Below are 26,141 nucleotides of genomic sequence, written 5' to 3' on the forward strand. Positions count from 1 at the left end.
GTTCGCCTCCGCTCCCGCTCCCGCCGACAGGGTCACTGGGTGATCCAGATACCGCTCACCGGGTGGCCTCCGCCAAGGCCCTGGAAAGGACTGGTCCCATCGGGCAGCTGTGGACCGAGTATCCCGCTGACGTCGTCGCCCGTGCCGATGGTCCATGCCGACCAATTGGTCCAGACGTTCCAGACCTGCTCGGCGAAGCGCTTGTTCAGATCCTCGTAGATGGTCTTGCGGACTGCTGGGTCGGATTCGCTGCGCCCCTGATCGAGCAGGGCATCGATCTCAGGGTCCGAGAACTTGCCGAAGTTCACCGGTGAGCCCCCGTACCACCAGTTGTACTGGGTGTCGGGGTCACCGCCGGGGTGGTTCCGCCAGTAGATGGCCTGCCAGTCGTCCCCGAGGGCGGTGTTGATGAGCTGTGCCTGCTCGATCGGCTGCACGTTCACCTCGACGCCCACCTGATCCAAGGCCTCCTGGATGAAGCTGACTATCTGCACGGTGGTGCCACTGTTTGCCGACGTGATCGTGAACTCGAGGGGCGAACCGGTCTCCTGCTCGTAGGCGGCGACCAGTTCGGCAGCTGCCTCGGGATCGTATTGCGGGTATCCGGTGTCCTCCAGGTAGCCGAGATTGCCGGGAGCAAACGGGCCGCTGGCCATCTCCATGACATCGAGGTACAACACCGATCGCATCTCGTCACGGTCGAGCGCCGCCGCAACCGCCTTGCGGGCGGTGGGGTTGTCGAACGGCGGCTTCGACGCGTTCAGCATGACGTACGAGGTCTCCTCGAACATTCCGGTGTTGACGTTGCCGAGAGCGCCAGATTCAGCCTGGGCACGGATCTGATCGATAGAGCTGGCGTCGTTGGTGTGCATCGCCTGAAGAGCACCTGACTCGAGCGAGTTGAGACGTGCCGACTCTTCGACGAAGGGCCGGTACTCGATCCGGTCCAGGTAGGGGAGCTGGTTGCCCGCGTCATCGGTCTGCCAGTAGTCAGGATTCTTGGTCGCAGTGAGGCGGTCATTGACCACCCACTCCTCCAACATGAACGGCCCCGTCCCGATCAGGTTGGTGTCGCAGGTATCGGGGTCGTCGAGCTGCGCCTGGCCGACGATGCCGATCCTGCCGTTGCCGTAGAGCGAGGCAGGCAGCGCTGGCCATGGGACGGAGGTCGTCACGGTGAGCGTGAGATCGTCGACGACGTCCACTGACTCGATGTCCTCGAAGACGAACACGAACAACAACGGCGCCCGGCCCTCGTACTGGCCCCGGTATGCATCGAGGTTGTTCTTCACGACCTCGGCTGTGAGCGGCGTTCCGTCGTGGAAGGTGATTCCATCGCGCAGCTTGATGGTCCACTGGGTGAAGTCCTCGTTGGGCTCGACCGACTCAGCCAGGAACGGCACGTACTCGTCGTCCTCGTTCGGGGCCGTGAGCGTGTCATAGATCGTTCGGGCGACCTGGATGCCCGAGATCGCAAGCTGGGCCTCGGGTAGGCACCAACCGCCCGAGGTCTCGGCCTCCAGACCGTAGACGAGGTCGCCACCGGCCACCGGGGTGCCGGCGGCCGCGCCGTCTGACCCATCGCTGTCAGTGCTTGCCTCGTCGGAGTCACCTCCTCCGCAGGCAGCACCCAGCAGCGCAACCGCCGCAAGGACCCCCACTGCCGTGATCCGACTGCGTCCAGTGATTCGTGTCATCGACGGTCTCCCCGCTAGGACAGGCGAACAGCCAATTCTTGCCACTCGCGAGGCGTTACATTAGTCACACTGCGGGCCCGGCGGGGGTAGGCCGGTGCTGCCGGCCTTCGGGACCTACTGCTCGCCGTGGCGATGACCTCTGCGATCCAGCCACGTCCGTGAGGACCGGCGCGGCCGCGCAGACTGCCAAGGGGCCGAGGGTGCGCCAGAGAGTCAGCCCGCCAGCCAGGTTCCGGCCAGGCTGTGGCCGCCCGCCAGGCCCGCGAACGGAGCCGACCCGTCCGGATTGGATGGACCCGCGATGCCGTTCACATCCGGCGCCGTGGCAATCGTCCACTCAGTCCAGTTGAGCCACAGGTTGTAGAACTCCTTCGCGAACTCGCGGTTGATCTCCTCGTAGACCTCCTTGCGGCGGGCCTCGTCGGTAGTCGAGCGGCCTTCGTCGAGAAGGGCGTTGATCTCCGGATCGTTGAATTTGCCGAAGTTGGTCGGAGCACCGCCGTACCACCACACGTACTGGCTGTCGGGGTCACCCCCGGGGTGGTTGCGGAACGCGACGGCCTCGTAGTCGCCGGCGATTGCCCGGCTGATCATGGCCGCCTGCTCGACGGTCTCCACATTGATGGTCACACCTACGGCCTCGCCCTGCTCCTGGAGCAGTTGCGCGGTCTGGATGATCTCCTGGGTGTTGGGGACGGTGAGGGTGAACTCGAGAGGCTGGCCGGTCTCGGCCGCGTACTGCTCGGCGAGCTCGCGCGCCCGGTCCGCGTCGTAGGCAGGCCAGCCGGTGTCATCCAGGTAGCCGATCTCACCGGGGCCGAAGGGACCGTTGGCGATCTCGAACATGTCCAGGTTGATGATCTCGTTGACCTGCTCGCGGTTGAATGCGAGCGCCGCCGCCTCGCGGGCCAACGGGTTGTCGAACGGGGGCTTGGACGCGTTGAGCAGTCCGTATGCGACCTCCGGGTACTCACCGGAGGTGAAGAGCGACACGGCCCCTGCATCCTGTTCGGCGAGCAGTGTCTCGAGCTGGATCGCCGACGATGTGTGCAGTGCCGACGCCTGGCCCGAGAGAAGGGCGTTGGTCCGCGCCGCGCCCTCGGGGAAGGGCCGGAATGTGACCGAGTCGAGGTAGGGAAGCTGGTTGCCGTCGGCGTCAGTCGCCCAGTACTCCGGGTTGCGCGAGGCGGTGAGGAAGTCGTTCACGACCCACTCGTCGAGCATGAAGGGGCCGGTGCCGATCAGGTTCTTGTCGCAGTTGTCGGGATCGTCGAGCTGGGCCTGTGCCATGATCCCGACACGGCCGGTGTAGTAGAGCGCCGCCGGCAGCGACGGCCATGGCACCTTCGTCGTGATGGTCACGGTCGAGTCGTCGACGACCGTCACATCGGCGATGTTGTCATAGGCGAAACGGAGCAGCAGTGGAGTGCGGCCCGGGTACTCGCCGCGCCAGGAATCGATGTTGTTCTTGACGACCTCGGCGGTGAGCGGCGAGCCGTCGTGGAAGGTCACGCCGTCGCGGACCTTCACGGTCCACTGGGTCAGGTCCTCGTTGGGCTCCACCGACTCGGCGAGGAACGGGACGTAGTCACCGTTCTCGTCGGGGATCGTAAGCGTGTCATAGATGGAGCGGGCGACCTGGATGCCGGAGATGGCCAGCTGGGTCTCGGGCAGGCACCAGCCGCCGGAGCTCTCGGCCTCCAGCGCATAGACGAGCTCACCTCCGTACTGGGGTGGGCCAGCGTCGGTGCCGTCGCCGCCGGACCCGCTCGCGTCGCCGTCGCCGGCTGAGGAGCCGTCGTCGCCGCCACCGCACGCGGCTGCCCCCATGGCGACAGCCGCCGCCACCGCAAGCACCTTGATGGTGAGCTTCCGCCTGATCATCTGCATTGGTCCCCCCGCGCGTCTGCGCCGGTCGTCTCGTTGTGGCGAACTGGTGTCGTTAAGCGAATCTGTAGCAGAGCTATTCGGTGTAGTGCAGTCCGACCGTCGCGTGGCCGGTCGACAGTCCCAGGCCTGGCTGCTGCCCGTCGGGCAGCGTTGGGCCGAGGATCCCGGAAATGTCGGGCTGCGAGGCGATGGTCCACTGGACCCAGTCGGTCCACAGGAAGTGGCTGCCCTCATTGAGCTTCCTGTTGACCTCCTCGTAGATCTCCAGCGCCCTTGCCTCGTCCAACTCGGAGCGGCCCTCGTTCAGCAGCGCATCGATCTCGGGGCTGTTCATGCGGGGGAAGTTGACCGGAGAGTCCGAGATCCACCACACGTAGTTTCCGTCGGGAGTGCCGGCCGGGAAGTTGCGGAACGCCATCATGTCCCACTCGGTGCCGAGGGCCTCCGATATGAGCGTCGCCTGCTCGCGGGTCTGCATGTTGACCTTCATCCCGGCCGCCTCGAACTGCTGCTGGTTGAACGACGCTGACCGGATGCTCTCCTCGTCGTTGCCGTGCAGGTAGCTGAAGTCGAGCGGCTGGCCGGTGCGGGCCTCGTAGTCCGCCACGAGTTCCTTTGCCTTCTCGAGGTCGTATTCGGGCCAGCCCGAGTCCTCGAGGTATCCCGGTGCCCCCGGCGGGAAGGGCCCGTTGGCCTGGCCGAACAGGTTGAAGGTGACCACTTCGTCGCGGGTTTCCTGGTCCATCGCCAGGATCGCCGCTTCACGGGCGCCCTGGTCGTCGAAGGGGGGGCGGGCGTGGTTGAACATGAGGTTGTTGACCTCGGCGTTGACCGTGGTCTGGTAGAGCGACACGGACCCTGCCTCGGCCTCCTCGTTGAGGTTCTCGGTGGCCGGCGCCGCAGCCGTCATGATCACGTCGTACTCGCCGGCGAGGAGCCCGTTGACACGGACCTGGCTGTCGGGCACGGGCACGAACGTCAGCGAGTCGAGGTACGGGAGCTGGTTGCCGTCATCGTCGGTGGCCCAGTAGTCCTCGTTGCGGGTGGTGACCATCTTGTCGTTGATGACCCACTCCTCGAGCTTGAACGGTCCGGTGCCGATCAGGTTCTTGTCGCAGTTGTCGGGGTCATCGAGCTGTGCCTGTCCCATGATCCCGAGTCGACTGCCGCCGTACAGGTAGGCGGGGAAGGCCGGCCACGGCACCTTCGTCGTGATCTCCACCGTGAGGTCGTCGACGATCTCCACGGTGTCGATCGGCTCGAGCACGAACACGCCGAACAGCGACGGGCGGGCAGGGTACCGGCCGAGCCAGGCGTCGATGTTGTTCTTGAGCACCGTGGAGTCGAGGTCGGTGCCGTCGTGGAACTTGACGTCTTCGCGCAGCTTCAGCGTCCAGCTGTCAGCCGTGTCGTTCGACTCCAGGGACTCCAGCAGGTAGGGAGCGAAGCCGCCCCCCTCCGCGGGAACCGTGAGCAGGTCGTAGATGGACCGGGTGACCATCATGCCCGAGATCGCCAGTTGGGAATCCGAGAAACAGAATCCGCCCGAGGTCTCGGCCTCGAGCGCGTAGACCATGTCGCCGCCGGTCTTGATGGCCCCGGAGACGTCGGTGGACTCGCCGCCGGTCTCTTCGTCGCCACCGCTGCTGCAGGCGCCGGCCACGAGCGCCAACGCGGCAACAAGTGTGGCGACCAGCTTCAGGCTGCCGTTCGTCCGGATCGCTGACACGTTGCATCCACCCCCTGTGGTTGCCCGGTCGCGCCGCAATTCAGCCGCCCGGTAGGTGGCGACTGTAGACCGCCGTGACCTACCAGGTGCCCCGAGACTCCAACACGCTTCTCAGGACACTCGGTCGGTCGGTCATGATGCCGTCCACCCCGAGGTCGAGCAGGCGGTGCATCTCCGCGGGGTCGTCGATGGTCCAGACGTGCACCTGCGCGCCACGCGCATGCGCGGCGCCGATGAAACGGCGGGTCACCACCTCGACTCCCTTGTGGCGCACCGGCACCTGCACGCATTGATATGGCGGAGTCGACCGCGGACGCCTGTCAGGTCCCCCGGGCAGCCTGGACGCCGCGACGAGCCTCCCTGTTTCGCGGGGGCTCGCCGAAGTGCAGACATGGGGCCCCAGCGCCTCGCGTATGCGAATCAGTCGGTCCTCGGAGAAGGCGCCGATGCAAACGCGCTCGAGGGCGTCATGGCGCACGAGGACCCGCATGAGCGAGTCCACCACGGCATCGGACTTGGGGTCGATGTTGACCTTGCGGTCCGGGAACGCCTCCAGCAGTTCCTCGAAGGTGGGAATCGGCTCGGTGCCTCCCAGGCGTGCTGCGCGGATCTCGGGCCAGGTCATCTCGGCGATCAGTCCGTCGACATCGGCCACACGGCCCAACGACTCGTCGTGGGTAGCCACGACGACCCCATCCGCGCTCAGGTGCACGTCGGTTTCGAGGTAGACGAAGCCCACCTCCACCGCCGCCGCGAAGGCGGCCAGGCTGTTCTCGGGCGCAGACTCCGTACCGCCCCGGTGGGCGAAGGGGAGCGGCGCATGGTGTTCGAGGAAGGGGTGGCGGGCCGGTCGCCCGGCGAGTCGACTGTGTGCGATCCGGCGATGGTACCGATCCGCGGCCGCCGCCACTTGTCTTGACCGGTCGGTCAAGTACGGTCGGGGAGAACGAAGGGGGCTGCGATGACCGATACGACGGCCGACGAGCAGATGGTGGCAGAGGCCACCGCGGAACTGATCGCGAAACACGACCCGAAGGCGACACCTGAACAGGCCTTCCTGGAGGCGCAGTACGACGCCGGGCTCGCCTGGGTGCACTTTCCGGTCGGCGAGGGTGGCCTCGACGTGTCACCGAAGCTGCAGCGAAACGTGTTGCGGTCGATCTCGTCGGCGGGCGGACCCATCGGTGGCATGGCCAACCCAATCGGTTACGGCATGTGCGGCCCCGCGGTGCAGGTGCATGGCAGCGCCGAGCAGAAGCAGATGCTGCGGCCGCTGTTCTCCAACGAGCACATCTGGTGCCAGCTCTTCTCGGAGCCCGGCGCCGGCTCGGACGTGGCTTCACTGGCGTGCAAGGCCGAGCGCGACGGCGACGAGTGGATCATCAACGGCCAGAAGGTCTGGACCACGCTTGCGCACATCTCGAGCTACGGCCTGCTGATCGCCCGAACCGACCCCGACGTGCCAAAGCACCGCGGAATCACGGCCTTCATCGTCGACATGCACGCAGACGGCGTCGAGACCCGGCCCCTGCGGCAGATGACAGGTGACGCCGAATTCAACGAGGTCTACTTCACCGACGCACGTGTCCCCGACAGCATGCGCCTCGACGACACGGGTCGCGGCTGGGCGGTGTCCATCACCACGCTGATGAACGAGCGCGTGTCGATCGGTGGCGGCACCCCACCGCGCGGCTCGGGACCCATCGCTGATCTCGTCGACGCCTGGCAGACCTGCGGATCATCGGATCCCGTCAGCCGCGACAAGGTCATGCGGCTGTGGGTCGACGCCGAGGTGAGTCGTCTCACCAACCTGCGCGCCGCCGCCAACCGTCGCTCCGGCACTCCCGGGCCCGAGGGGTCGGTCGCGAAACTGGCGATGGCCGAACTCAACAAGTCGATCTACGAGGCGGTCGTGGACCTGATGGGTCCTGCCGGCATGACATACGCCTCCTATGAGGACCACCCGACCAAGGGCGGCCTGTTCGGCGAGGACCAGCAGGAGAACTTCCTGCGTGCCCGTGCCAACTCCATCGAGGGCGGCACCTCGGAGGTGCTCAAGAACATCCTCGGCGAGCGCGTGCTGGGCCTGCCCGGTGACGTGCGTGTCGACAAGGAGCTTCCCTGGGCCGAGGTGCCGCGCAGCTGATCGGCGGGCCTGCCACGTCCGCGGCATGAGCAGCCGGCCGGCTCGGCCCCAGGGGGGCTGTACGGCTTGAGCGGCTCCAGCCAATACCGTGGAGGCCATGAGCCGACGCACCAAGATCGTCGCGACCATCGGTCCGACTTCTGATGACCGCAGCACCCTGGCGGCGTTGATGGAGGCCGGGATGGACGTGGCGCGTCTCGGTCTGGCCCACAACTCCCTGGACGAGGTGATGGAGCGCTACCGCCGGGTGCGAAGCGTCGCGGCCGAGCACGGTCGCAACGTGGGTGTCCTCGTCGATCTGCCCGGACCGAAGGTGAGGCTCGCCAACTTCGGCGATGTCCCACAACATCTGGCGACCGGGCACCGGTTCACTGTCGTGCCGGGCCGCAGCGAGTCTGACCTGGATGTGGTTGGTGTCGACTACGGGAACCTGCTGCGCGACATCCAACCCGGTGACTCCATGGCCGTCGGCGATGGAAGTGTCGTTCTGCGTATCGAGTCGATTGACGGCGACAGCGCCAAGGCTATGGTCGCCAACGGCGGCCCGATCCAGGGACGCCCCGGGCTCCACATACCGTCAGACCGCCTCAGCATTTCGTCGCCCACTGCTGAGGACCTGCGGATGCTCGATGCGTTCGTGGACGCCGGGGTCGACATGGTTGCGCTCTCGTTCGTGCGTTCGGCACACGACATCCGGCGGGTCGGCACCGCGCCCTACCCGCGCGGCCCGCTGCTGGGGGCGAAGAGCGAGACTGGCGCCGCGGGCGAGAACCGCGAAGGGACCATCGAGGCGGCCGGTGCGATCATGATCGCCCGCGGCGACCTCGGCTCGGAACTCGGCATCGAGGAGCTCCCACACATCCAGAAGCAGATCACGCGGGACTGCATCTCCGGGGGCAAACCGGTCATCACCGCCACCCAGATGTTCGAATCGATGATCACTGCGCCCGCGCCGACGCGTGCGGAGGTCAGCGACGTTGCCAACGCCATCTTCGACGGGTCCTCGGCCGTGATGCTGTCGGCAGAGACAGCCGTCGGCCACGACCCCGTGGCATCGGTGGCCACGATGTCGCGCGTGGCGGAGCGTGCCGACGCCGAGTTCGACTACGAGATGTGGGCCCGACAGATCCGCGAGCTGCGTGCCGAGGTGCTGCCGGACGGCGGCGACAGGATCACAGATGCCATGACCGCAGCCACCTGGCGCGCCGCAACAGAGATGGGCGTATCGGCGATCCTGTGCATCAGCGACTCCGGCTTCACGGTGCGCTCGATCGCCAGGTTCAGGCCCCGGATGCCGATCATCGGGTTCAGCCCCAACGAGCGGACCGTGCGCCAGCTCACGCTGAGCTGGGGCACCGTGCCCGTGCTCGCGTCCGGCCACGTGGACAACGTCGAGACAATGGAGGAGATGATCGTGGCTGCCCGCGAAGGCGGCCACATCCGCTCCGGCGACATCGTGGCCGTGCTCGCGGGAACCGGCGGCCGCTCCACCGACATGCTGCGACTCGCCCAGGTGCCCTGAGCGAAATGAGCGCGCCCCCAGCGCCGCGTAGCCAGCACATGGTGTCCGGGCTTGCGGTGACGCGTCGGCGCCCCGACAACCCCCGGGCGACCGTGCTGCTGGTACACGGAGCCATGGATCGCGCCGCCAGCTTCGGGCGCACGATGCGCCGCCTGGGCCACCACGACGTAATCGCGTACGACCGTCGCGGGTATGCGGGATCAATCGGTGCCGGCGTCGCCCGCGACCTCCGGGCCCACGTGGAGGATCTGTGCGAGGTCGCCCACTGGGCCGAACCGGAGAACCTGGTCGTGGTCGGCCACAGCCTCGGCGGACTGCTAGCCCTGAACGCGGGAGCGGGCCCCCTCGACGGGCTGCCCCTCAAGGCACTGGGAGCCTTCGAGGCGCCGATGCCATGGCTCGAGTCCGACGACGAGGGATCCGGCGAGGTGACGCTCGCGGTGGCAAGGCGGGAGGGACCGGCCGCGGCGGCACAGTTCTTCTACCGGGCCATGGTGGGTGACGCGGTGTGGCAACGATTGCGCGACGCAGACAGGCACGATCGCCTCGCCGAGGGGCCGGCCCTGGTGGGCGAGCTGGCGGCCGCGCGCCAAGCCGACGCCGCTGTGGACTTCGCAGCGTTGCGGGCGGCGGCCCATGTGGCGCGCGGCGAGCTCAGCTCGTGGCGGCTGAGGGCGGCGGCCGCTGCGATGGCCGAGATGGCGGGCAGCCCGATCGAGGAGGTCGCGGGCGCCGGCCACGGAGCGCACCTCTCGCACCCCGACGAGTTCTCCCGCTGGGTCAGCGGGCTCAGCTGAGCTGCTGTGATGGCCTTGCGGCGACGCTCCGAGCGAACCGCATTCGTGCTCTCCGGCGGAGGCAACCTCGGCGCGCTGCAGGTCGGGATGCTCCAGGCCCTCGCCGAGCACGCCATCGTGCCGGACCTGGTCCTCGGCTGCTCGGTCGGCGCCCTCAACGGCGCCACCTATGCCCGCGCCCCGACCCAGGCCGGGGTTGCCCGGATGGCCGAGAACTGGATGTCGATCGATTCGCCGACACTGATGCCGTCGTCGCGTTTGCCCTCGGCGCTCCAGTTGCTGCGCAAGGGCGCCTCCCTTCACGACAACGGCGGTCTGCGCGAAAGCGTGGAGACGATGCTGGGCGACCAGCGGCGCTTCGACGAGCTGCTCCTGCCGTTCGAATGCGTTGCCACCACCGTCGACACCGCAATGGCCCACTGGTTCACAGCGGGTGACCTCGTGGAGCCCATCATGGCGTCCGCTGCCCTGCCCGCGGTCTACCCACCGGTCACGATCGACGGGGTGCGGTACGTCGACGGCGGTGTGGTCGACAACGTGCCGATCGCACGGGCGGTGGAACTGGGTTGCACGCGCCTGTTCGTGATCCAGGTAGGGCCCCACGGCCGGCCTGACGCCGACATCCGCCGTCCCCTCGACGGCGCGCTCCTGGCTTACTGGCTTGCGCGCAACAGCCGCTTCGCGCGCGACCTCGCGGCCCTACCCGAAGGCGTGGAGGCCATCGTCTTGCCGCCAGGGGAGAGGCCCGAGCTCAAGTACCACGACTTCAGCGAGACAGCGGCGCTCATTGACCAGGGCTACTCGACGACTTGGGCCTTCCTGGATTCGAGGGCGGGCGAGATCAAGGCGCGGCGCAGCGCAGCCTCGTGGCGATCCAGGCTTGGACGACTGCGCCTGCCTACTGGACGGGGACGCACCGACGCTGCTGAAGCCGCGGCGGTCGATCCCGCAGGAGCGATCGTGCTGGGCGACGAGATGCCGGAACAGGACTCTGCCCCAGGGGAGCCGGGCGTCGGGGAGGACGAGCACGCCACGGGTGGCGACGACACGACCCGGGAGGACCACCGGTAGTGTTCCGCCAATGAGCGATGCGCCCGTGAACCTCAGCCGATCAGGCCCACCGGAGACCGAGCTGCCAGAGCCTGACCCGGCCAGCGCCAGAGCGCTCGCCGATGCGGTTGCGCTACCCGCAGACCAGCGGCGTGATGCCGTGGCCGCAGTTGCCGCACGTTGGCCGCGCTACCAGGCAGCGTGGGCCCAACTCGGGGTGCTGGGTCGCGACGACATCGAGTCCTACGCCGCCTATCGGGTCGGCTACCACCGCGGTCTGGACTCCCTGCGGGGAGCGGGCTGGCGGGGCAGCGGCTATGTGCGCTGGGCCCACGAACCCAACCAGGGGTTCCTGTCGTGCCTGCAGGGACTGCAGCGGTGCGCGGCCGCGATCGGCGAGACCGATGAGGAGCAACGTTGCGCGCAGTTCCTCAACCAGCTCGACCCCGCCGAGTTCCCGCCACCAGCCTGATCCCGTCCGCCATGGGCAGCGACTCCCTCGAGTGGTCCGGACTCGTTCTCTGCGGTGGCGAGTCCAGGCGGATGGGCACAGACAAGGCCACGATGGGCGAGCCGCCGTGGGCCACGCGGGTGGCGCGTGCCCTGGCCGGGGCGGGGTGTGAACCAGTGACGCTCGTGGGCGGGGGCGCCGATGTGGCCGCTCTCGGCTGGGATCACGTCGCAGACACCCGGCCGGGTGCCGGCCCGGCGAGCGCGCTCGCCGACCGGGCAGCCGCGATGGCCGCGGGAGCTGCCGGCCGTGGCCTCATGGTGGCAGCGTGCGATCTCCCCGGCCTGCAGCACAGCGATGTCCGGGCTCTCATGCGGGAGGTGGCCAACGGCAGCCCGGTCGCGGCCTACACGGTTGAGGACCGACCCCAATGGTCACTGGTGGCCATGGGCCCCCATGGCGTGGCCGAGATCGCAGCAGCCGACACGGCCGCCGGCGCGTCCATGCACGCCTTGTTGGGCCACCTGCTGCACCCGGTCACCCCCGAGGTGCCCGAGCGCGTCCGCGACATCGATTCGCCTTTCGACGGCCCCCCAACTCCGTAGGCACGTCCCTGTGCCGGTAGCCTTGACGAACCGACCCCCAATGCGGAGACAAGCAGTCCATGGAGCAGATATCCGTCGATGACCTGGCCCCTCGCCTCGAAGCGGGCGCAGTCCTGCTCGACGTTCGCGAGCCCAAGGAGTTGACCGAGGTGCGCGTGCCCGGCGTGGTCGCCATTCCCCTCGGTGAGGTCGCTGAGCGCCTGGCCGACATTCCCGACGGCGACGAGCTCTACGTGATCTGCCGAAGCGGAGGCCGTAGCGCCAAGGCGTGCGAGATCATCCAGGCCGCCGGCCGCAGCGCCGTCAACGTCGCCGGCGGCACCATTGCATGGGTCGGCAGCGGTCGTCCCACGGAGTCCGGTGGCTGACGACTACGACCTGATCGAGAGCGACCGCGCCTTCGGTGAGCTCGTAGCGAGGCTCGCCGACGCGCCCCGGTACGCAATCGACACGGAGTTCCACCGCGAACGCACGTACTTCCCGCACGTCGCGGTCGTGCAGATAGCCGACGAGCACGGTGTCAGCCTCGTCGACGCCCTCGAGGTCGACCTCGCACCGTTTGCCGGTGTCCTCGAGGGACCGGGCCTCGCCGTCATGCACGCTGCGCGCCAGGACATGGAAGTGCTCGAGCAGGCATGTGGCACGATCCCGGCACGACTGCTCGACACGCAGCTTGCGGCGGGATTCCTGGGCTACACGTCACCGTCGCTGTCGACCCTGCTCGACCGCGAACTCGGTGTTCGCACGGGCAAGGCGGACCGGCTCACGGATTGGCTGAAGCGACCCCTCACCGAGCGCCAGTTGGCCTACGCCGCCGACGACGTGGCATACCTGCTCGCACTTCACGACCGGCTCACCGGGCAGCTCGAGGAGCGTGGACGCACGGTCTGGGCGGAGGAGATGTGCGAGGACCTGCGCACCGACCCCCGAGGCCCGCGTGACCCCGAGGAGGCATGGAGGCGCATCAAGGAGGTGCGTCACCTGAAGGGGTCCCGCCTGGCGCTTGCCCAGAGGGTGGCTGCCTGGCGCGAGCGCAAGGCAGCCGAGACCGACGTGACTCCCCGGTTCGTGCTCTCGGACCTCGGGGTGGTGTCGGTCGCATCATCGGCGCCCTCGACCATCGAGGAGCTGCGCGGCCTTCGTGGCGTCGACGGGCGGGTGCTCAAGGGCGGCGGTGGCGATGATCTGCTCGAGATCGTCCAGAGCTCCAAGGGTGCCCGGCCGAGCGGCAAGAGTCGTCGTCCGGCGGGGGAGCTGTCCTCGGAACTGCGCCCGGTGGTGCCCCTGATCTCCGCCTGGGTCAACCAGCGGGCCAAGGACCTCGACATCGAGACGGCACTGCTGGCCACCCGCAACGACCTCGAGGAGTTGCTTCGCGGCGGCCCCGATGCGCGGCTGTCAAAGGGCTGGCGCGCCGAGATTGTGGGGGAGCCGATCCGTCGGCTCGTCTCGGGCGAGGCCGCCCTGGCGTTCGAGCAGGGCACGGGCCTGGTGCTCGTGGACCGCCAGGACTGACCCGCGGCAGGCCTGTCAGCGGCTGAGCAGATAGCCGACCAACGGCACACACAGCACCGCCACGCCGACCATGGCGTACCTGGTGTCTCCGCGCCTGAACCAGCGGCCGACGAACCATGCGACGCGCACCAGCGGCAACCCGACGAGCAGCACGACCATCACGACGGCCACACCCTCGCCCCGGTCCTCGCCCAGTAACAGGGCGACCACGCCGAGTAGGCCGACTCCGATGATCCCGGCCATGAGCAGCCGCACGAGAGGGCGATAGCGCTCCTCGCGTGGATCCGGTGGCGCGCTCACAGCGACCGTCCGATCACCACGAATCCCACCACGGCGAGCAGGCCTCCGGTGACGAGCCGAGCGTTGGTCGCGGGCAACGAGGTCTGCACGCGGGCGCCGGCTCCGGCACCGGCGAGCGCCCCCAGGACCACTGCGACCCCTGGGATCATCTCCACCCTGCCCTGGCCCGCGAACACGATCAGGCCGGCCGCAGCGGTGATACCCATGGTGAAGGTGGAGGTGGCTGCCGCCACCTTCACCGGGATCTGCATGACCTCACTCATGGCCGGTGTCTTGAGGAAGCCTCCGCCCACCCCCGCCATGCCCGAGATGGCCCCAGCGACGGCCGCAACCGACAGGCCGGCCGGAACGCGCCTGGCCTGGTACGGCACCGCTGCGCCCCCGTGGTGGTACGTGCCGCCGAGGGTGCCGGGCCATTCGCCGGGAGAGTCGTCTGCGAAGGCGTCCTGGGGCAGGTTGCGCACCCCGCGACGAGCCAGGGTCGCCGCGGCGCCGGCGAGGGCACCGAGGCCCAGTATCCGCGCCAGCCAGACGTCGGGCACCGAAGCGGCCACGAGTGCTCCTGCCACAGCAGTGGCAGAGGCCACCGACTCGACGGTCAGACCCAGCCGGTGGTGCACCAGTCCGTCCTCTAGCTGACGCACCGAGGCCGCCAGGGAGGTGGCCGCCACAGCCAGCAATCCGAGTGGCGCCGCTTCGAACACATCCATCCCATAGACGAGCAGCACCGGAACCAGGAGGGTGGCCCCGCCGATTCCACCGACGGCCCCGAGGAACGCCGTGGCGAGCCCGAGGAGCAGAAGCGCCGGTGCCGGGGGCATCAGGCGCCGCTCCGCAGGCCGTCCACTTCGACGACGCGCGCCTCGTCGGCCCCCAGGGTCGTGGTGGCGGGACCTGCGGATTCCCCGATCGAGGTCGCGAGTGTCCGCCCGGGCGACACGGCGTTGTCAACGGGGCCATCGGTGAAGTTGATCGCCACCTCCACGTCGGTGGGGCCGTTGACGGCCCCACCGATGCTGCGGCGGTATCGAAGGGTCCCCGTCGGGGAGTCGAGCAGCTCGATGGTGCCACGCCTCAGCACGTCACAACGTCGCCGCAGCTCCAGCAGGCTGCGGTAGTGCTCCAGCATCGAGGACCCGTCACCGCTCTGGGCCGCAACGCTGAGCTCCGCGGCATTCGGCGGAGGCGGCAACCACGACTGCGGGCCCCACCCACCGGTTTCGTCCCTGGTCCAGGGCACGGGTGCCCGGCAACCGTCGCGACCGCCCGGATCGAGCACCCGGTCGGGCGGCACCACGGCGTCGCTGAGCCCCAGCTCCTCGCCCTGGTAGAGAAACGGCGTGCCGCGCAACGTGAGCAACAGCACCGCCGCGGCGCGCGCCCGCGCATCGCTTCCGTAGCGGGACCGGTGGCGCGGCACGTCGTGGTTGGACAGCACCCAGGTGGGCCATGCTCCGATCGCGTCGTGGCCCTCGTAGGCCGCATCCAGTTCTGCTCGCCAGCGATCGGCCTCCCAGGCCGTGTGCAGAGCCAGGAAGTTGAACCCGAGGTGGAGTTCGTCGCCGCGACCGAGGTAGCTCAGCTGCTGGCCTCGATCGAACACGGCGGTCTCGCCCAGCAGCAGGTGGACGCCGGGCTCGTCGCCATCGACCACCCGTCGCAGCAGCCTGATCGCATCGTGGGTGCCCGGGCCCTGGTCGAAGATGCACGCCGGCAGGCCTGCCAGGTCCTCGGATGCGTCCGGCAGGTCCTGGCCCTTGCCGATCGCGTGTACCACGTCCGCCCGGAATCCGTCGACGCCCAGGTCCATCCAGAACCGCAGCACATCGGCCATCGCCTCGCGGACCGCTGGGTTCTCCCAGTTGAGGTCGGGCTGCTCCGAGAGGAACAGGTGTAGGTAGTACTGGCCGCTGCGGTCGTCGAGTGTCCACGCCGGGGAGTCCGAGAACGCGGCGCGCCAGTTGTTCGGAGGACCTCCATCGGGGCCGGGGTCGCGCCACACGTACCAGTCCCTCTTCGGGTCCTCGGGCCCGGACCTGGCCGCTGTGAACCACGGGTGCTGATCCGAGGTGTGGTTGGGGACGTAGTCCATCACGAGGCGCATCCCGGCCTCATGGGTGGCTGCGACGAGACGCTCGAACCCGTCGAGGGTGCCGAACACGGGGTCGATGCCGCAGTAGTCGGCTACGTCATAGCCGAAGTCGGCCATCGGGGACGGTTGGGTGGGTGACAGCCAGATGGCGTCCACACCGAGGTCGGAGAGGTAGGGAAGGGCACCCACGATCCCCTCGAGGTCCCCGGTTCCATCATCATCGGAGTCGGCAAAGCTGCGCGGGTAGATCTGGTAGATGACTGCCTCGTTCCACCATCCACCTGGCTGATCGTCGTGTTCCAACTCGATGTCCTCCGGCCCGGATCCGGACCACTGTGGGGCTGCTGTGCGGACAAATGTCACACCCTGAGCGGTGCGACGGTGACAATGACCATTCGCCCACCCCGCGCTACACTCTTGCATTCGGTCGCCCCCGGTCCGGACATGCGGTCCAGGCGGCCCCTACAGATCGTGGCCGTTTCCCGAACACAGCCGGGAAACCGACAAGCAACCGTTTGGCAGAAGTGCGCGCCGCACGGGTTCAGGAACGGGAGAAACCGTGAAGAAGGGTCGGCATCGTCGGTACGAGGAAGCCCGTGCGCTCAAGCGCGGCGGCGACCTCGACATCGAGAGCATCTTCGACGACATCTCTGGCGACTCGGTCGAGCCCGCTGCCGACGACGGCGACAGCTCGGGCGACACCGAAGACGAATACGGCGACTACGACCGCTACGCCGACGACGACCAGAGCTGAACGCGGCCCCGGCTCGCCCAGCCCGCAGATTCAGCCGGTCGCGGCCCGCGCCAGTTCGATGGCCTGATCCAGGTCGTCCACGAGGACTCCCTGCACACTCAGGCCAGCCGGCGCGCTGGACGACGCGGATGGATGCCTGAAGGACACCGGCCCGCATCGCAGGGCACCGTTGGCGAAACCGACGACCATCTCGGTGCCGAGCGCTTCTGCCACCTGTTCGAAGATCTCGAGCACGCCAACGTGCAGCGCCGTGGTCGCCTGGTCTGTCAGGTCCTCTATGTCAGAGGCGACAAAGGGCTGCACGAGCCGGCGTCGGCCGGTCAGCAGCGGTTCGACCTGGTCTGCGTGACGGCCGGCACGCATGTGCGAGATCTCGCGTGCACTCGGTCGGTTCGGTGACACGCCTGCGAGGCGAGGAGACAGCCGCCACTTGCGTGCCGTGATGGCGATCTCCTCGATGCGGCGGCAGTCGCCCGCGCTCATGAACTCGCCCAACGGGCCCCTCACGGCCCGGAATGCATGTGCGGCTTCGCTCAGAAGCCACACGAGCAGCCGGTTCTCGGCGCCGTCGTAACCCTTGCGTACCGTGTTGCACACGAACACGTCCTCGTCGCCGAAGGCGTTGGCGCGCGCAGTGATCGTCTCTGACCACATGACCGGGCCGCGCACCTCGTGCACGCAACGTTCCAGCTCGGTGCCGAGCTCCATGGGCAGCGCACGCACCCGGGTGTCCATGCCCGACAGGATCGACTCGCACTCCACCGATGCCGCAAACGACACCTTGGCCGCATCTCGCAGCACTGCTCCCTTGACACCAGTCAGGGCAGCGGCCGCGGCGACAGCCGGAACCCTGCGGTCGCGCCGGTCCCAGAGTTGCGCAGTCGCAGAGGCGGCCGCTGTGCTCACACCATGAGCTCCTCACCGAGCAGCTCCTCGATCACCCGACGCGTCTCCGCCTGCTCGGCAGCCTCCATGCGCGGTGCGACCTCGTTGAACAGCTCGACGGCCTGGTACTCGTCGATGCCCTCGAACTGTGGCAGGAAGAACCCGTAGAACACCTCGTAGAGCAGGCGAGAGGGCTCCACCTCGTCCTTGACCCTGCGTTCCACGTAGCGCCGCGCATCGACGTAGATGGCAGGGCCGAGGTTGTTCAGTCGCCGCAGCGGCAGCAGTTCGCGGAGGATCTCACCGCCGCCCTCGAGCAGCTTCTCGTAGGCCGAGTCCGGAGGCGGGCTCACCTCGATGAATGCGAAGCGACGCATGAGTGCGTAGGACATGTCGAACAGCAGGTTCTTGTCGACTGCGTTCATGGTGCCGATGATCCGCCAGGAAGAAGGAACCCGGATCGGGTCGGTCCCTTCCGGCACATCCACGCCGTGGGGCACGATGGACACGGGCATCACCTGGCCCGACCTGCGGTAGGGCAGCACGACTGCGGAACCGGACAGCACGGTGAACAACTGGCCGAACGCGCGGTCGAAGTTCGACCGGTTCATCTCGTCGACCACGAGCCACTTGCCGCTCTGGATCGCCTCCACGAACAGCCCGGGGCGGAAGATGAGCCCCTCCGGAGTCGGCTGGAGGCCGCCGATCGTCTCGAAGGTGGTCCACTCCGAGGTGGCGGTTGTCGGCTGGTAGCCGGTGCAGAGCATGGCGTGGCGACCGAGTTCGGCCGCCAGGTAGGCCAGCGTTGTCTTGCCGGTGCCCGGGGGACCGGTGAGGATGACGTGCTTGCCGGCCTCGAGAGCGGCGACCAGCTGGTCGACCACATGATCGGGGAAGATGAGGCCCCGGTCTTCACTGAGGCGTGACAGGTCTGGCGCGGTAAAGGAAGTCACTCAAGTCCAATCGGCACCGGCGGCCGAATACTGAAGCAACCCGTTGCGACGCAGCCGTAGGGAGCTTCAGCGGCGCACGGCCGGATGCGGCACCCAGGTGCCCGATTGCTCGCGGAGGGCGACCTCCGCGACGAGCTTGTCGTAGACGTCATCACCGATCATCTCGCGGATCTCCTCGGCCATGGTCTCGAGCACCGTCCGGTCGCCGACGAAGGCCTCAGGGCTGTCGGTGCACCACCAGTGGAACTCGTCACCGCCGTCACCCCAGTCGCGGCGCTTCCACTCGCGCAGCGTCTGGGTGGAGTGCTCCACTTCATCGACGTGGTGGGTTAGCCGCAGTGGCAACTGCCAGCAGACCTCGGGCTTCCAGTCGAGCGGGCGCTCGTCGTGGTCCAACGCAGCGATGTGCAGCGCACATCCGACGCCGCGCTCGAAGTCGTCACGGTTCAGCATGATGCAGGCGCCGTCGTGGGTGTGGGTGACCCATTCGCCGTCGTCGTTGCGGAACACCGCCCCGCCCAGTTCCGTGGCTTCGCGACGGAACTGCCACTGCGAATCATCGAGTCTCTCGATGAGTCCCTTGATGCGCTTGCGGTCCGCCTTGTCGGCGAAGTGCGCACCGTGCGAGCAGCAGCCATGCCCGAGGTGTTCGGTGTCCTCCTCGTGCACGCCCTTGCAGCCCTCTCCGAAGATGCACCGGTAGTTGCTCAGCAGGAAGGTGAGGTCGAACATCCATGTGTCGCCGTCGTGTTCGAACGAAAGCCAGTCCGCCCGTGTCTGGTCGCCTGTCACCGCCGAAGACTACCGAGCGGTGCGGACCACGCAGGCCACACGCCGGTACTGTGCGGCGATGCGCCCGATGGCAAAGCAACTGGCCCGCGTCGGGCGCGCCCTTCGTCGCTCCGCTGGGCCGCCTGCACCCGCCGACCCGCTGGTCGCGGAACTGATCGGCCTGCTCGGCGCTGAGCGCGTGCTCACCGACACCGCTGCCCTTCGTCCTTACGGCCACGACGCGTCGCTGATGCGCGGGGAGCCACCCGTCGCGGTCTGTCTGCCTGCGTCGACCGGCCAAGTGGCCAAATGTGTGCGCGCGGCGGTGAGTCACGACAGGCCGTTCGTGCCCCGCGGCGCGGGCACCGGACTGGCCGGTGGTGCGGTGCCGCTCGATGCACCAGTGGTCATCTCGACCATGCGCATGAACGAGGTTCTGGGTATCGACCCCGTGAACCGCACTGCGATGGTCCAACCCGGGGTGCTCAACCTCGACCTCGAGCGGCTGCTCGCGCCTCACGGGTTGCGTTTCGCACCCGACCCGTCCAGTCAGCAGGCATGCACGATCGGCGGCAACGTGGCCAACAACTCAGGCGGTCCACACTGCCTGAGCCTGGGGGTCACGAGTGCTCACGTTCTCGGGCTCCAGGTGGTGCTTGCCGACGGCGAGGTGGTGGAGCTCGGCGGGCCCGAGCCGGACTCCCTCGGCTATGACCTGCGAGGAGCTTTCGTGGGCAGCGAGGGCACACTCGGTCTGGCCACCGCTGCCCTGCTGCGACTGGTGCCGTTGCCGGCGTCTCTCTCCACCCTGCTGTGCACCTTCGACGACCTCGATGAGGCGGCGGGCTGCGTGTCCGATGTGATCGCGGCCGGGATCGTGCCGGGAGCGCTCGAGATGATGGACGGACCGCTTGCCGCAGCTGTCGAGGACTTCTGCGGTGCGGGCTACCCGAGGGATGCGGCATCGGTGCTCCTGGTGGAACTGGAAGGCCAGCCGGCAGCCGTGGCGGCGGACTCGCAAGCCGTGCGCACCCTTGCCGCAGACCGCGGCGCCCGCGAGGTTCGCGAGGCCGCTGATGCCGCTGAGCGCGACGCCCTGTGGAAGGGCCGCAAGAGCGCCTTCGGTGCGGTGGCCAGGATCGCTCCCGACTACTACCTGCACGACACTGTGGTGCCCCGCACCAAACTCGTGGAGGTCCTCGCCCAGGTGCGTGAAGTGGCCGCAGCGGAGGACCTGACCGTGCTCAACGTGTTCCACGCCGGCGACGGCAACCTGCATCCGTTGCTCGTGTTCGACGCCCGCGAGCCGGGCGTACTCGAGCGCGTCGAGCGCGCCGGCCGGGGGATCGTGGAGGTGTCCCTGGCCGCGGGAGGAGTGCTGTCCGGCGAACACGGGATCGGCCTGGAGAAGCGCGAGCACATGTCGGCCATGTTCGGCCCCGAAGATCTCCGGGCGCAGGCGCGCCTGCGGTGCGCATTCGACCCTCTGGGTCATGCCAACCCGGCGAAGGTCCTGCCCGAGGGCGTCGGGTGCGGGGAGCTCGGTGCAATCAGGAGCTCTGCGCACAGTGCGGAGGCGGGCCTGTGGGTGTGAGCGCGGACAACGTCCTCGAGCGGTTTGCAGCCGAGGTGGGCAACGAAGGTCCGGTGTCGGTCCGCGGTGGCGCCACCATGGGTGACTTCGGCGGCCGGCTGAATCCCGGAACCCGGCTGTTGGACGCGCCCACCGGGGTGCTGCAGCACCACATCACCGAGCTAACGGTGACCGTTTCGGCCGGCATGCCGGTCGCTGAGCTGGAGGAGCACCTCGCGGCCTCCGGGCAAACGACGCTGCTGCCGGTTCGCCCCGGCGGTACGGTCGGCGGGGCCGTCGCGGTCGGTCACAGCGGGCTGCACTCGCGAGCCGTGGGCCCGATGCGTGACAGCGTGCTCGGGATCCGTGCCGTGGACAGCTCCGGTCGACCCGTGCGGGCCGGGGGTGCCACCGTGAAGAACGTGTCTGGATTCGACCTGTGCCGCCTGTTCACCGGATCACTCGGCACGCTGGCCCTGCTGGCCGAGGTCACGCTACGGACGCGGCCCCGCTGGCCCGCCGAGGCATGGCTGCGCGGCGGGTGCGATGCCCAGGTGGCCGCGGCTGTCGCAGCCAACGCAACGGCTGTGCTGACCGATGGGCAGTCGAGCTGGGTGCATCTGGCCGGCCATCACGACGACGTGGCGGCGCAACGCCGTGACCTCGAGCGTGCAGGGTGTGGCGAGCACGTCGGGGGCCCCCCGGAGCTGCCTCCACACCGCTGGAGTGTCGACCCCGCATCACTGGTGCAGCCGGCCTCTGCCATGGAGGCGGCCGCGGTCGGTAGCTGGGTGGCGGAGATCGGCGTCGGTGTCGTGCATTGCGCTGTGCCCCAGCAGCGCGGCCCGCTGCCAGAACGCGTCCTCGATCTGCACCGCGAGGTGAAGGCGCGCTTCGATCCAGATGGTCGCCTCAACCCCGGCCGGTCGCCCCTTGGCGCGGACTTGGATGCCCGCAGCGGCGGAGTGGCACCGTGAGCGGGCCTCTCGGCATAGATGCCGACAAGCTTGCCTCCTGCGTGCAGTGTGGGCTCTGCCTGCCCCACTGCCCGACCTGGCGGGCCACCGGCGAGGAGGCGCGCTCGCCGAGGGGACGCATCGACGCGATGCGCGATGTCGAAAGCGGTGCGGCCCGCATCGACGGCGGATTCGTGGAGTCGATCGACTCGTGCGTCGGTTGCCTCGGCTGTGAGACCGCGTGCCCATCAGGGGTCGAGTACGGCGAACTACTGGCGCCTGTTGCTCAGACGCTTGCCGAGATGCGCGGCCCGGGCAGGGTTCCGTGGTGGCAACGAGCCGCGCTGTCACGGCTGGACCGGCCGCGCCTCTTGCGCCTGGCAGTGGTCGCCGCAGCGGTCGGGCAACGCCTGCGACTCCCCATTGCGGCGCTCACCCACATGGCCCCGCTTCCGCTCCGCCAGAGCCGGTTGGCCGGTACCGGAAGCGACGTCGTGCTCCTGACCGGGTGCGTGATGGACGCATCCCAACGCCGCGTGCATGCTGCTGTGGTCGAGGTGCTGGCGTCGGCCGGTCTCGGCGTGGCCCTGCAGCCGACCGCAGGCTGTTGTGGCGCGTTGGCAGCCCACCGCGGTCTGCATGAGCTCTCTGATCGCCAGCTCGAGGCTCTTGCGGGTTCGCTGCCCCCGGAGGTGCCCGTGCTGTCCGACTCAGCAGGTTGCACGGCTGCAATCCTGGAGGCGGCACGCCACGAGGATGCCCCGGGGGCAGTGCGGTCACTCGGAGAACGCATCGTCGACGTCAACGAGTTCCTGTGGCGTCATCGCGACGCGCTGCCGCCCCCGCCCGTGTCTGCGGCGCCTGTCGTGGCGCTCCAGGTGCCGTGCCACATGCGCAACGTCGCCGGACCGCCCACCGTCGAGGCCATGGAGTCGCTTCTCGACCGATACGCGGACGTGCGCCGTGTCGCTGACGACGACATCTGTTGCGGTGCCGGGGGGTCCCACTCGGTGCTCCGACCGGCCGAGGCAGCGGTCATGGGAGAATCGAAGGCACAAGCGGTGCGCGCCACCGGAGCCGCGCTGGTCGCCGCCGCCAACCCCGGTTGCGCCATGCACCTGCAGGCCTGCGGCCTGACGGTGGCACACCCGGTGGAGATCATCGCCCAGCGGATTGCGGGCGGGCGACACGAAGCGAGGACGTGATGGCAGGGGAGTTCGACGACATACGCGCGAGGCTGGAGGCGATCGGGGAGGAACTGGCAGACCTGGCGATCATGCGCCTTCGCGAGTCGATAGATGCCGGCGGCCACGAGCTGCCCATCGACGAGAAGCGGCTGACGCGTGCGCGGCGTGCGGTGGAAAAGGCGGCCAACCTGCTCGCTGAACCCGACGACACCTTCGACTGATCGGCTCAGTCCGCGTTGTTGATGTCGCGGATCATCGCGTGCAGGCGCGCAAAGCGGGAGTCCACGAACCGGAACCTGATCCTTGGCAACTCGGCAGCGTCATCATCGTCGACCTCGACGCGACTGGCCTCGCACCGCTTGATCTCACCGGCTGCGATCAGGTCGGCGTACTGGGCGTTGAGGTGCGCCAGCAGGTCGTCTGACACCGGTGTGTTGAGCCGGAGCACCAGGTACCCGCCCACGTATCGCATCGAGTGGTAACGGCGGTAGAAGAGCTCGAGTACCTCGACAACCTCATCCACGTCGGACGTAATGGTGAACAGGTCGAGGTCCTCGGGGAGCACCAGCGCCTCATCGGCCAGTTCCACGTCGAGAAAGTGCCGGAACGACCGCCAGTAGGCATCACCCTCGGGTTCGAACAGCACCACGGGCGCTGGCATCTCTCGGCCGGTCTGCAGCAGTGTCAGCAGCTCGAACGCCTCGTCGAGGGTGCCGAAGCCACCCGGAAGAAGCACGTAGCCCGACGACTCCTTCATGAAGGTGAGTTTGCGGTTGAAGAAGTAGCGGAAGTTGACCGACCTGCCGGGCGGCAGGGTCGAGGCGACTTCGTCCTTCTCGAAGGGCAACTGGATGCTCACCGCGAAGCTGTTGTCGCCGCCCGCGCCCTCCACGGCGGCGGTCATGATCCCGGGTCCGCCCCCGGTCACGACCGACCATCCCACGTCCGCGAGCGCCGAACCGATGGCGATGGCCGATTCGTAGGCCGGGTCGCCCGGCTGTGTGCGCGCTGAGCCGAACACGGCTGCCTTGCGGATGTGCCGGTAAGGCGCGAACACCTCGAAGGAGTACCGCAGTTCCTTCAGCGTGGTGGAGACGATCTTGAGGTCCAGCCGGTCAGCATTCTCCCTGCCCATGCGGAGCACGGAGATCGTCATCTCGAACAGCTGCCGGTCGTCGGGGTCCAACCCCGCCTCGGTCAACAGAGCCCTCGCTGCGTTGTCCAGGGCCTCGTCGCCTGTGCTGTATGCCATGGCGTCAGGCTATGACGCCGTGCGGATGTTGCGGGGACCGGACCGCGGACCGCTAGGAGAGATCCCGCGGCCTCGGTGGCGGCCGGCCCGCTGGAGCATTGATCGCCCCCCATGGTGGGAATCCGGGCACTGCGCGGCGATAATGGGTCGCCATGGCAGAGGCCCGTGACTCCATCGAGGTCTCGGGGGCGGGCGGACAGGCCTTCATGCCCCCCGCAGACTTCGACGCGCCCCTGGCGGCGCGGCCCGACATGCCCACAGCAGCGCCGATCGACGGTGTTCTGGCCGGGGATGGCGCCCAGCATGACATCGACCTCGTCGCGCCGTTGCCGCCTGCCGATGCCAGCCCGCTGCGCGGCACGGACAAGCGTCGCGCGGCGGTCGACGCGATGGTCGAGCGCTGCCTGGACCCGGCCATGGGTCTCGCATGTCGCACGCTCGCCCCTGCAGGCACCGACCCGGAGGGCCGGGAGGAAGCCCGCAAGCTGGTGATGCGCGCCCTCGCCGACTGCGCCCGCAAACGCATCTCCGATGACGACGAGTCGGCCCGGGCCGTGATGCGAAGGGTCGCCGAGTTCACGATGGATGCGCTCGTGGCCCACCCCGGCTCGGCTTCCCCTGCCGAAGGAGTCGACCTCGAATCCATACTGGGTCCCGATGGCGATCCCGAGGCGCTGGCGCCGATGGGCCTCGTACCGCACGCAGTGCTGCAGGACAGTCTGGCGGCTTCCCGCGCCACCGACCGCCAGGTCGGCTACGCCGTGCTGGCGGCGTCGGTCACCACGGAGGATGCCAGTTCGCTGCTCGGAATCGATCCCGACGAGCTGCAGTCGTCGCTGTCGCGAATCGGTCGTCGGCTCGCCGAGAGCCAGGGGCGCCCGAGTCCGGGGCAGGTCGCCTGATGGACCGGTTCGGCACCCGCACCCTCGACGATGTGCTGAGCGGAATCGCCGTGCCCGGCACCGATGCCCGGGGTGTCAGCGAGTACGTGGTCGGTGTGCTGGCGGCCCGCACGCGCCGCGTGCGCTGGCTCGGTGCCGCCGCAGTTGCGCTGGTGGTCGCGGCGGGAGGAACCGCCCTTGCACTCACCGGCTCCGAGGATCCCCAGGAGGTCGTCTCCAGTGCAGAGGAATCCGACGACGAGGAGTCGTCCGACTCCGACGCTGACAGCGCCGAAACCGCAGCTCCCGGCTCTGGAACGGTGCTGACGGCCGTGCCCGCACCCACGACCATCCCGGTGACCACGGTGCCGACCATTGCCGGCGTCACCACCCCGGCGCCGAGCTTCTCCGGCGGCTCCGGCAGGACGCCGGTACTGCCACCCGCCGCCGGGCCTGCGGCCCCGCCGTTGTCACCCAGTACCCCTCCCACCACCGCAACTCCCGATCTACCCCTCACCGTTGACGCGATCGTGGTCAGCAGCGCGCCCGCCGGATCCGTGAGCATGGTCTCGGTCAACTGGGCCGACCCCGACCTGCCGGAAGGCACCGTGGCCACGGCCAGGATCCAAGTCGACGGGATCGGCGGTCCCACGGCCGCCACAGACTGGGCAGTGGACGGGCCCTGCACCGGTGGAACCGGGGCTACCGGAACCGTCTCCGGCGCGCTGCGCTTCGCAGCATCGGGCCCACAGAGAGTGACCGTCGAGATCTCGACCTGCGGCGGGGAGGTCAACACCTTCACCGCAGACGTCGAGGTTCCAGAACCACCGGGAACACCCGTGCTGGCCACGCTGGCGGACGGAGAGCCGGAGGCCGGCACTTGGAGTTTCGATCCCGACGGCGACGCTCCGGCGGAAGCTGTGCGCATCGACCCCCCGGATCCGGACAATCCGGACCCAGTGCTTCACAACAACCGCTCGATCGTGCAGTTCCTGGACGACACGCCGGCCACAGTGTTAATCCTGCCCTCCACTGCCGGCGTGCTGCAGCACGACGACCTTGCGGGCTGTGTGAGAACGGCGGGACCGCCCGCAGCGGGTGGGCCCTGGGTGATGGGCGACTGCGCTGCCTGAGC

At 68.6% G+C, this 26,141-nt stretch carries 26 protein-coding genes; 15 read left to right on the plus strand and 11 right to left on the minus strand.

Annotated features, from left to right (window positions below; genetic code table 11):
• Positions 1-32: 32 nt before the first annotated feature.
• From GY812_12015 to GY812_12030, 4 genes are all read right to left on the minus strand, one after another.
• A complete protein-coding gene (locus tag GY812_12015; GenBank protein MCP4436202.1) occupies positions 33-1,697 on the minus strand; it encodes an ABC transporter substrate-binding protein in 1,665 nt (554 codons plus the stop codon).
• A 213-nt stretch (positions 1,698-1,910) separates the two neighbouring features.
• Positions 1,911-3,560, minus strand: a complete 1,650-nt coding sequence (locus GY812_12020; GenBank protein ID MCP4436203.1) for an ABC transporter substrate-binding protein — start codon at positions 3,558-3,560, stop codon at positions 1,911-1,913.
• Positions 3,561-3,660: 100 nt separating this feature from the next.
• On the minus strand, positions 3,661-5,316 hold the full coding sequence (locus GY812_12025; GenBank protein MCP4436204.1) for an ABC transporter substrate-binding protein: 1,656 nt from the start codon (positions 5,314-5,316) through the stop codon (positions 3,661-3,663).
• A 79-nt stretch (positions 5,317-5,395) separates the two neighbouring features.
• Complete coding sequence (locus GY812_12030) at positions 5,396-6,193, minus strand: glycerophosphodiester phosphodiesterase (protein ID MCP4436205.1); 798 nt, start codon at positions 6,191-6,193, stop codon at positions 5,396-5,398.
• 84 nt (positions 6,194-6,277) lie between these two features.
• Between GY812_12030 and GY812_12035 the strand changes: the two genes are divergently transcribed.
• The 8 genes from GY812_12035 to GY812_12070 all read left to right on the plus strand — a co-directional run bounded on the left by GY812_12035 (position 6,278) and on the right by GY812_12070 (position 13,402).
• Positions 6,278-7,462 (plus strand): acyl-CoA dehydrogenase, encoded by a 1,185-nt coding sequence (locus tag GY812_12035; protein MCP4436206.1) that lies wholly within the window; start codon positions 6,278-6,280, stop codon positions 7,460-7,462.
• Between the two features lie 97 nt (positions 7,463-7,559).
• Positions 7,560-8,984 carry a pyruvate kinase gene (pyk, locus tag GY812_12040; protein MCP4436207.1) on the plus strand — a complete coding sequence of 475 codons (1,425 nt, stop codon included), beginning with the start codon at positions 7,560-7,562 and terminating at the stop codon, positions 8,982-8,984.
• A gap of 5 nt (positions 8,985-8,989) precedes the next feature.
• Positions 8,990-9,781: an alpha/beta hydrolase gene (locus GY812_12045; protein ID MCP4436208.1), complete on the plus strand. Its 792-nt coding sequence runs from the start codon at positions 8,990-8,992 to the stop codon at positions 9,779-9,781.
• A 9-nt stretch (positions 9,782-9,790) separates the two neighbouring features.
• Positions 9,791-10,852 carry a patatin-like phospholipase family protein gene (locus tag GY812_12050; protein ID MCP4436209.1) on the plus strand — a complete coding sequence of 354 codons (1,062 nt, stop codon included), beginning with the start codon at positions 9,791-9,793 and terminating at the stop codon, positions 10,850-10,852.
• A 10-nt stretch (positions 10,853-10,862) separates the two neighbouring features.
• On the plus strand, positions 10,863-11,303 hold the full coding sequence (locus tag GY812_12055) for a DUF3151 domain-containing protein (GenBank protein MCP4436210.1): 441 nt from the start codon (positions 10,863-10,865) through the stop codon (positions 11,301-11,303).
• Between the two features lie 11 nt (positions 11,304-11,314).
• Entirely contained in the window at positions 11,315-11,887 is a 573-nt protein-coding gene (locus GY812_12060) for an NTP transferase domain-containing protein (GenBank protein ID MCP4436211.1), read from the plus strand.
• 59 nt (positions 11,888-11,946) lie between these two features.
• Positions 11,947-12,255: a rhodanese-like domain-containing protein gene (locus GY812_12065; GenBank protein ID MCP4436212.1), complete on the plus strand. Its 309-nt coding sequence runs from the start codon at positions 11,947-11,949 to the stop codon at positions 12,253-12,255.
• Positions 12,248-13,402, plus strand: a complete 1,155-nt coding sequence (locus tag GY812_12070; GenBank protein MCP4436213.1) for a ribonuclease D — start codon at positions 12,248-12,250, stop codon at positions 13,400-13,402. The genes GY812_12065 and GY812_12070 overlap by 8 nt, the downstream gene beginning before the upstream one ends.
• Positions 13,403-13,417: 15 nt before the next feature.
• Here GY812_12070 and GY812_12075 read toward each other — a convergent pair whose 3' ends face one another.
• The 3 genes from GY812_12075 to GY812_12085 are packed head-to-tail and all read right to left on the minus strand — an operon-like array spanning position 13,418 to position 16,217.
• Positions 13,418-13,702: a hypothetical protein gene (locus GY812_12075; GenBank protein MCP4436214.1), complete on the minus strand. Its 285-nt coding sequence runs from the start codon at positions 13,700-13,702 to the stop codon at positions 13,418-13,420.
• Positions 13,699-14,523 carry a sulfite exporter TauE/SafE family protein gene (locus GY812_12080; GenBank protein MCP4436215.1) on the minus strand — a complete coding sequence of 275 codons (825 nt, stop codon included), beginning with the start codon at positions 14,521-14,523 and terminating at the stop codon, positions 13,699-13,701. The genes GY812_12075 and GY812_12080 overlap by 4 nt, the downstream gene beginning before the upstream one ends.
• A complete protein-coding gene (locus GY812_12085) occupies positions 14,523-16,217 on the minus strand; it encodes a DUF3459 domain-containing protein (protein MCP4436216.1) in 1,695 nt (564 codons plus the stop codon). The genes GY812_12080 and GY812_12085 overlap by 1 nt, the downstream gene beginning before the upstream one ends.
• Before the next feature lie 136 nt (positions 16,218-16,353).
• Between GY812_12085 and GY812_12090 the strand changes: the two genes are divergently transcribed.
• Entirely contained in the window at positions 16,354-16,548 is a 195-nt protein-coding gene (locus tag GY812_12090) for a hypothetical protein (protein MCP4436217.1), read from the plus strand.
• A 30-nt stretch (positions 16,549-16,578) separates the two neighbouring features.
• Here the strand turns inward: GY812_12090 and GY812_12095 are convergent, their stop codons facing one another.
• From GY812_12095 to GY812_12105, 3 genes are all read right to left on the minus strand, one after another.
• Positions 16,579-17,454 (minus strand): hypothetical protein, encoded by an 876-nt coding sequence (locus GY812_12095; GenBank protein MCP4436218.1) that lies wholly within the window; start codon positions 17,452-17,454, stop codon positions 16,579-16,581.
• Positions 17,451-18,386: an AAA domain-containing protein gene (locus GY812_12100; protein ID MCP4436219.1), complete on the minus strand. Its 936-nt coding sequence runs from the start codon at positions 18,384-18,386 to the stop codon at positions 17,451-17,453. Before GY812_12100 ends, GY812_12095 begins: the two co-directional genes overlap by 4 nt.
• Before the next feature lie 66 nt (positions 18,387-18,452).
• Positions 18,453-19,178, minus strand: a complete 726-nt coding sequence (locus GY812_12105) for a hypothetical protein (protein MCP4436220.1) — start codon at positions 19,176-19,178, stop codon at positions 18,453-18,455.
• A gap of 67 nt (positions 19,179-19,245) precedes the next feature.
• Here GY812_12105 and GY812_12110 point away from each other — a divergent pair, with 67 nt between their 5' ends.
• The 4 genes from GY812_12110 to GY812_12125 are packed head-to-tail and all read left to right on the plus strand — an operon-like array spanning position 19,246 to position 23,094.
• Positions 19,246-20,751, plus strand: a complete 1,506-nt coding sequence (locus GY812_12110; GenBank protein ID MCP4436221.1) for an FAD-binding protein — start codon at positions 19,246-19,248, stop codon at positions 20,749-20,751.
• A complete protein-coding gene (locus GY812_12115) occupies positions 20,748-21,707 on the plus strand; it encodes an FAD-binding protein (GenBank protein ID MCP4436222.1) in 960 nt (319 codons plus the stop codon). The genes GY812_12110 and GY812_12115 overlap by 4 nt, the downstream gene beginning before the upstream one ends.
• A complete protein-coding gene (locus GY812_12120; GenBank protein MCP4436223.1) occupies positions 21,704-22,891 on the plus strand; it encodes a (Fe-S)-binding protein in 1,188 nt (395 codons plus the stop codon). The genes GY812_12115 and GY812_12120 overlap by 4 nt, the downstream gene beginning before the upstream one ends.
• Positions 22,891-23,094 (plus strand): hypothetical protein, encoded by a 204-nt coding sequence (locus GY812_12125; GenBank protein ID MCP4436224.1) that lies wholly within the window; start codon positions 22,891-22,893, stop codon positions 23,092-23,094. Before GY812_12120 ends, GY812_12125 begins: the two co-directional genes overlap by 1 nt.
• Before the next feature lie 5 nt (positions 23,095-23,099).
• On the opposite strand, the gene GY812_12130 is transcribed toward GY812_12125, so the two are convergent.
• Complete coding sequence (locus GY812_12130; GenBank protein MCP4436225.1) at positions 23,100-24,125, minus strand: TIGR00730 family Rossman fold protein; 1,026 nt, start codon at positions 24,123-24,125, stop codon at positions 23,100-23,102.
• A 152-nt stretch (positions 24,126-24,277) separates the two neighbouring features.
• Here GY812_12130 and GY812_12135 point away from each other — a divergent pair, with 152 nt between their 5' ends.
• Together GY812_12135 and GY812_12140 are read left to right on the plus strand one after the other, a co-directional pair.
• The gene (locus tag GY812_12135; GenBank protein ID MCP4436226.1) at positions 24,278-25,027 is read left to right on the plus strand and encodes a hypothetical protein; all 750 of its coding nucleotides are present in this window, start codon (positions 24,278-24,280) and stop codon (positions 25,025-25,027) included.
• Positions 25,027-26,139 carry a hypothetical protein gene (locus tag GY812_12140; protein ID MCP4436227.1) on the plus strand — a complete coding sequence of 371 codons (1,113 nt, stop codon included), beginning with the start codon at positions 25,027-25,029 and terminating at the stop codon, positions 26,137-26,139. Before GY812_12135 ends, GY812_12140 begins: the two co-directional genes overlap by 1 nt.
• The last annotated feature ends 2 nt before the right edge of the window (positions 26,140-26,141 follow it).

It is taken from the genome of Actinomycetes bacterium (assembly GCA_024222295.1).
Lineage (GTDB): Bacteria > Actinomycetota > Acidimicrobiia > Acidimicrobiales > Microtrichaceae > JAAEPF01.

What these genes read in the sequence shown, in the direction of transcription:
- GY812_12080 (MCP4436215.1), bottom strand. Translation starts at nt 14,523, where the DNA reads ATGCCCCCGGCACCGGCGCTTCTGCTCCTCGGGCTCGCCACGGCGTTC.
- GY812_12125 (MCP4436224.1), top strand. Translation starts at nt 22,891, where the DNA reads ATGGCAGGGGAGTTCGACGACATACGCGCGAGGCTGGAGGCGATCGGG.
- GY812_12130 (MCP4436225.1), bottom strand. Translation starts at nt 24,125, where the DNA reads ATGGCATACAGCACAGGCGACGAGGCCCTGGACAACGCAGCGAGGGCT.
- GY812_12140 (MCP4436227.1), top strand. Translation starts at nt 25,027, where the DNA reads ATGGACCGGTTCGGCACCCGCACCCTCGACGATGTGCTGAGCGGAATC.
- GY812_12065 (MCP4436212.1), top strand. Translation starts at nt 11,947, where the DNA reads ATGGAGCAGATATCCGTCGATGACCTGGCCCCTCGCCTCGAAGCGGGC.
- GY812_12035 (MCP4436206.1), top strand. Translation starts at nt 6,278, where the DNA reads ATGACCGATACGACGGCCGACGAGCAGATGGTGGCAGAGGCCACCGCG.
- GY812_12135 (MCP4436226.1), top strand. Translation starts at nt 24,278, where the DNA reads ATGGCAGAGGCCCGTGACTCCATCGAGGTCTCGGGGGCGGGCGGACAG.
- GY812_12015 (MCP4436202.1), bottom strand. Translation starts at nt 1,697, where the DNA reads ATGACACGAATCACTGGACGCAGTCGGATCACGGCAGTGGGGGTCCTT.
- pyk (MCP4436207.1), top strand. Translation starts at nt 7,560, where the DNA reads ATGAGCCGACGCACCAAGATCGTCGCGACCATCGGTCCGACTTCTGAT.
- GY812_12050 (MCP4436209.1), top strand. Translation starts at nt 9,791, where the DNA reads ATGGCCTTGCGGCGACGCTCCGAGCGAACCGCATTCGTGCTCTCCGGC.
- GY812_12055 (MCP4436210.1), top strand. Translation starts at nt 10,863, where the DNA reads ATGAGCGATGCGCCCGTGAACCTCAGCCGATCAGGCCCACCGGAGACC.
- GY812_12045 (MCP4436208.1), top strand. Translation starts at nt 8,990, where the DNA reads ATGAGCGCGCCCCCAGCGCCGCGTAGCCAGCACATGGTGTCCGGGCTT.
- GY812_12110 (MCP4436221.1), top strand. Translation starts at nt 19,246, where the DNA reads ATGGCAAAGCAACTGGCCCGCGTCGGGCGCGCCCTTCGTCGCTCCGCT.
- GY812_12085 (MCP4436216.1), bottom strand. Translation starts at nt 16,217, where the DNA reads ATGCAAGAGTGTAGCGCGGGGTGGGCGAATGGTCATTGTCACCGTCGC.
- GY812_12060 (MCP4436211.1), top strand. Translation starts at nt 11,315, where the DNA reads ATGGGCAGCGACTCCCTCGAGTGGTCCGGACTCGTTCTCTGCGGTGGC.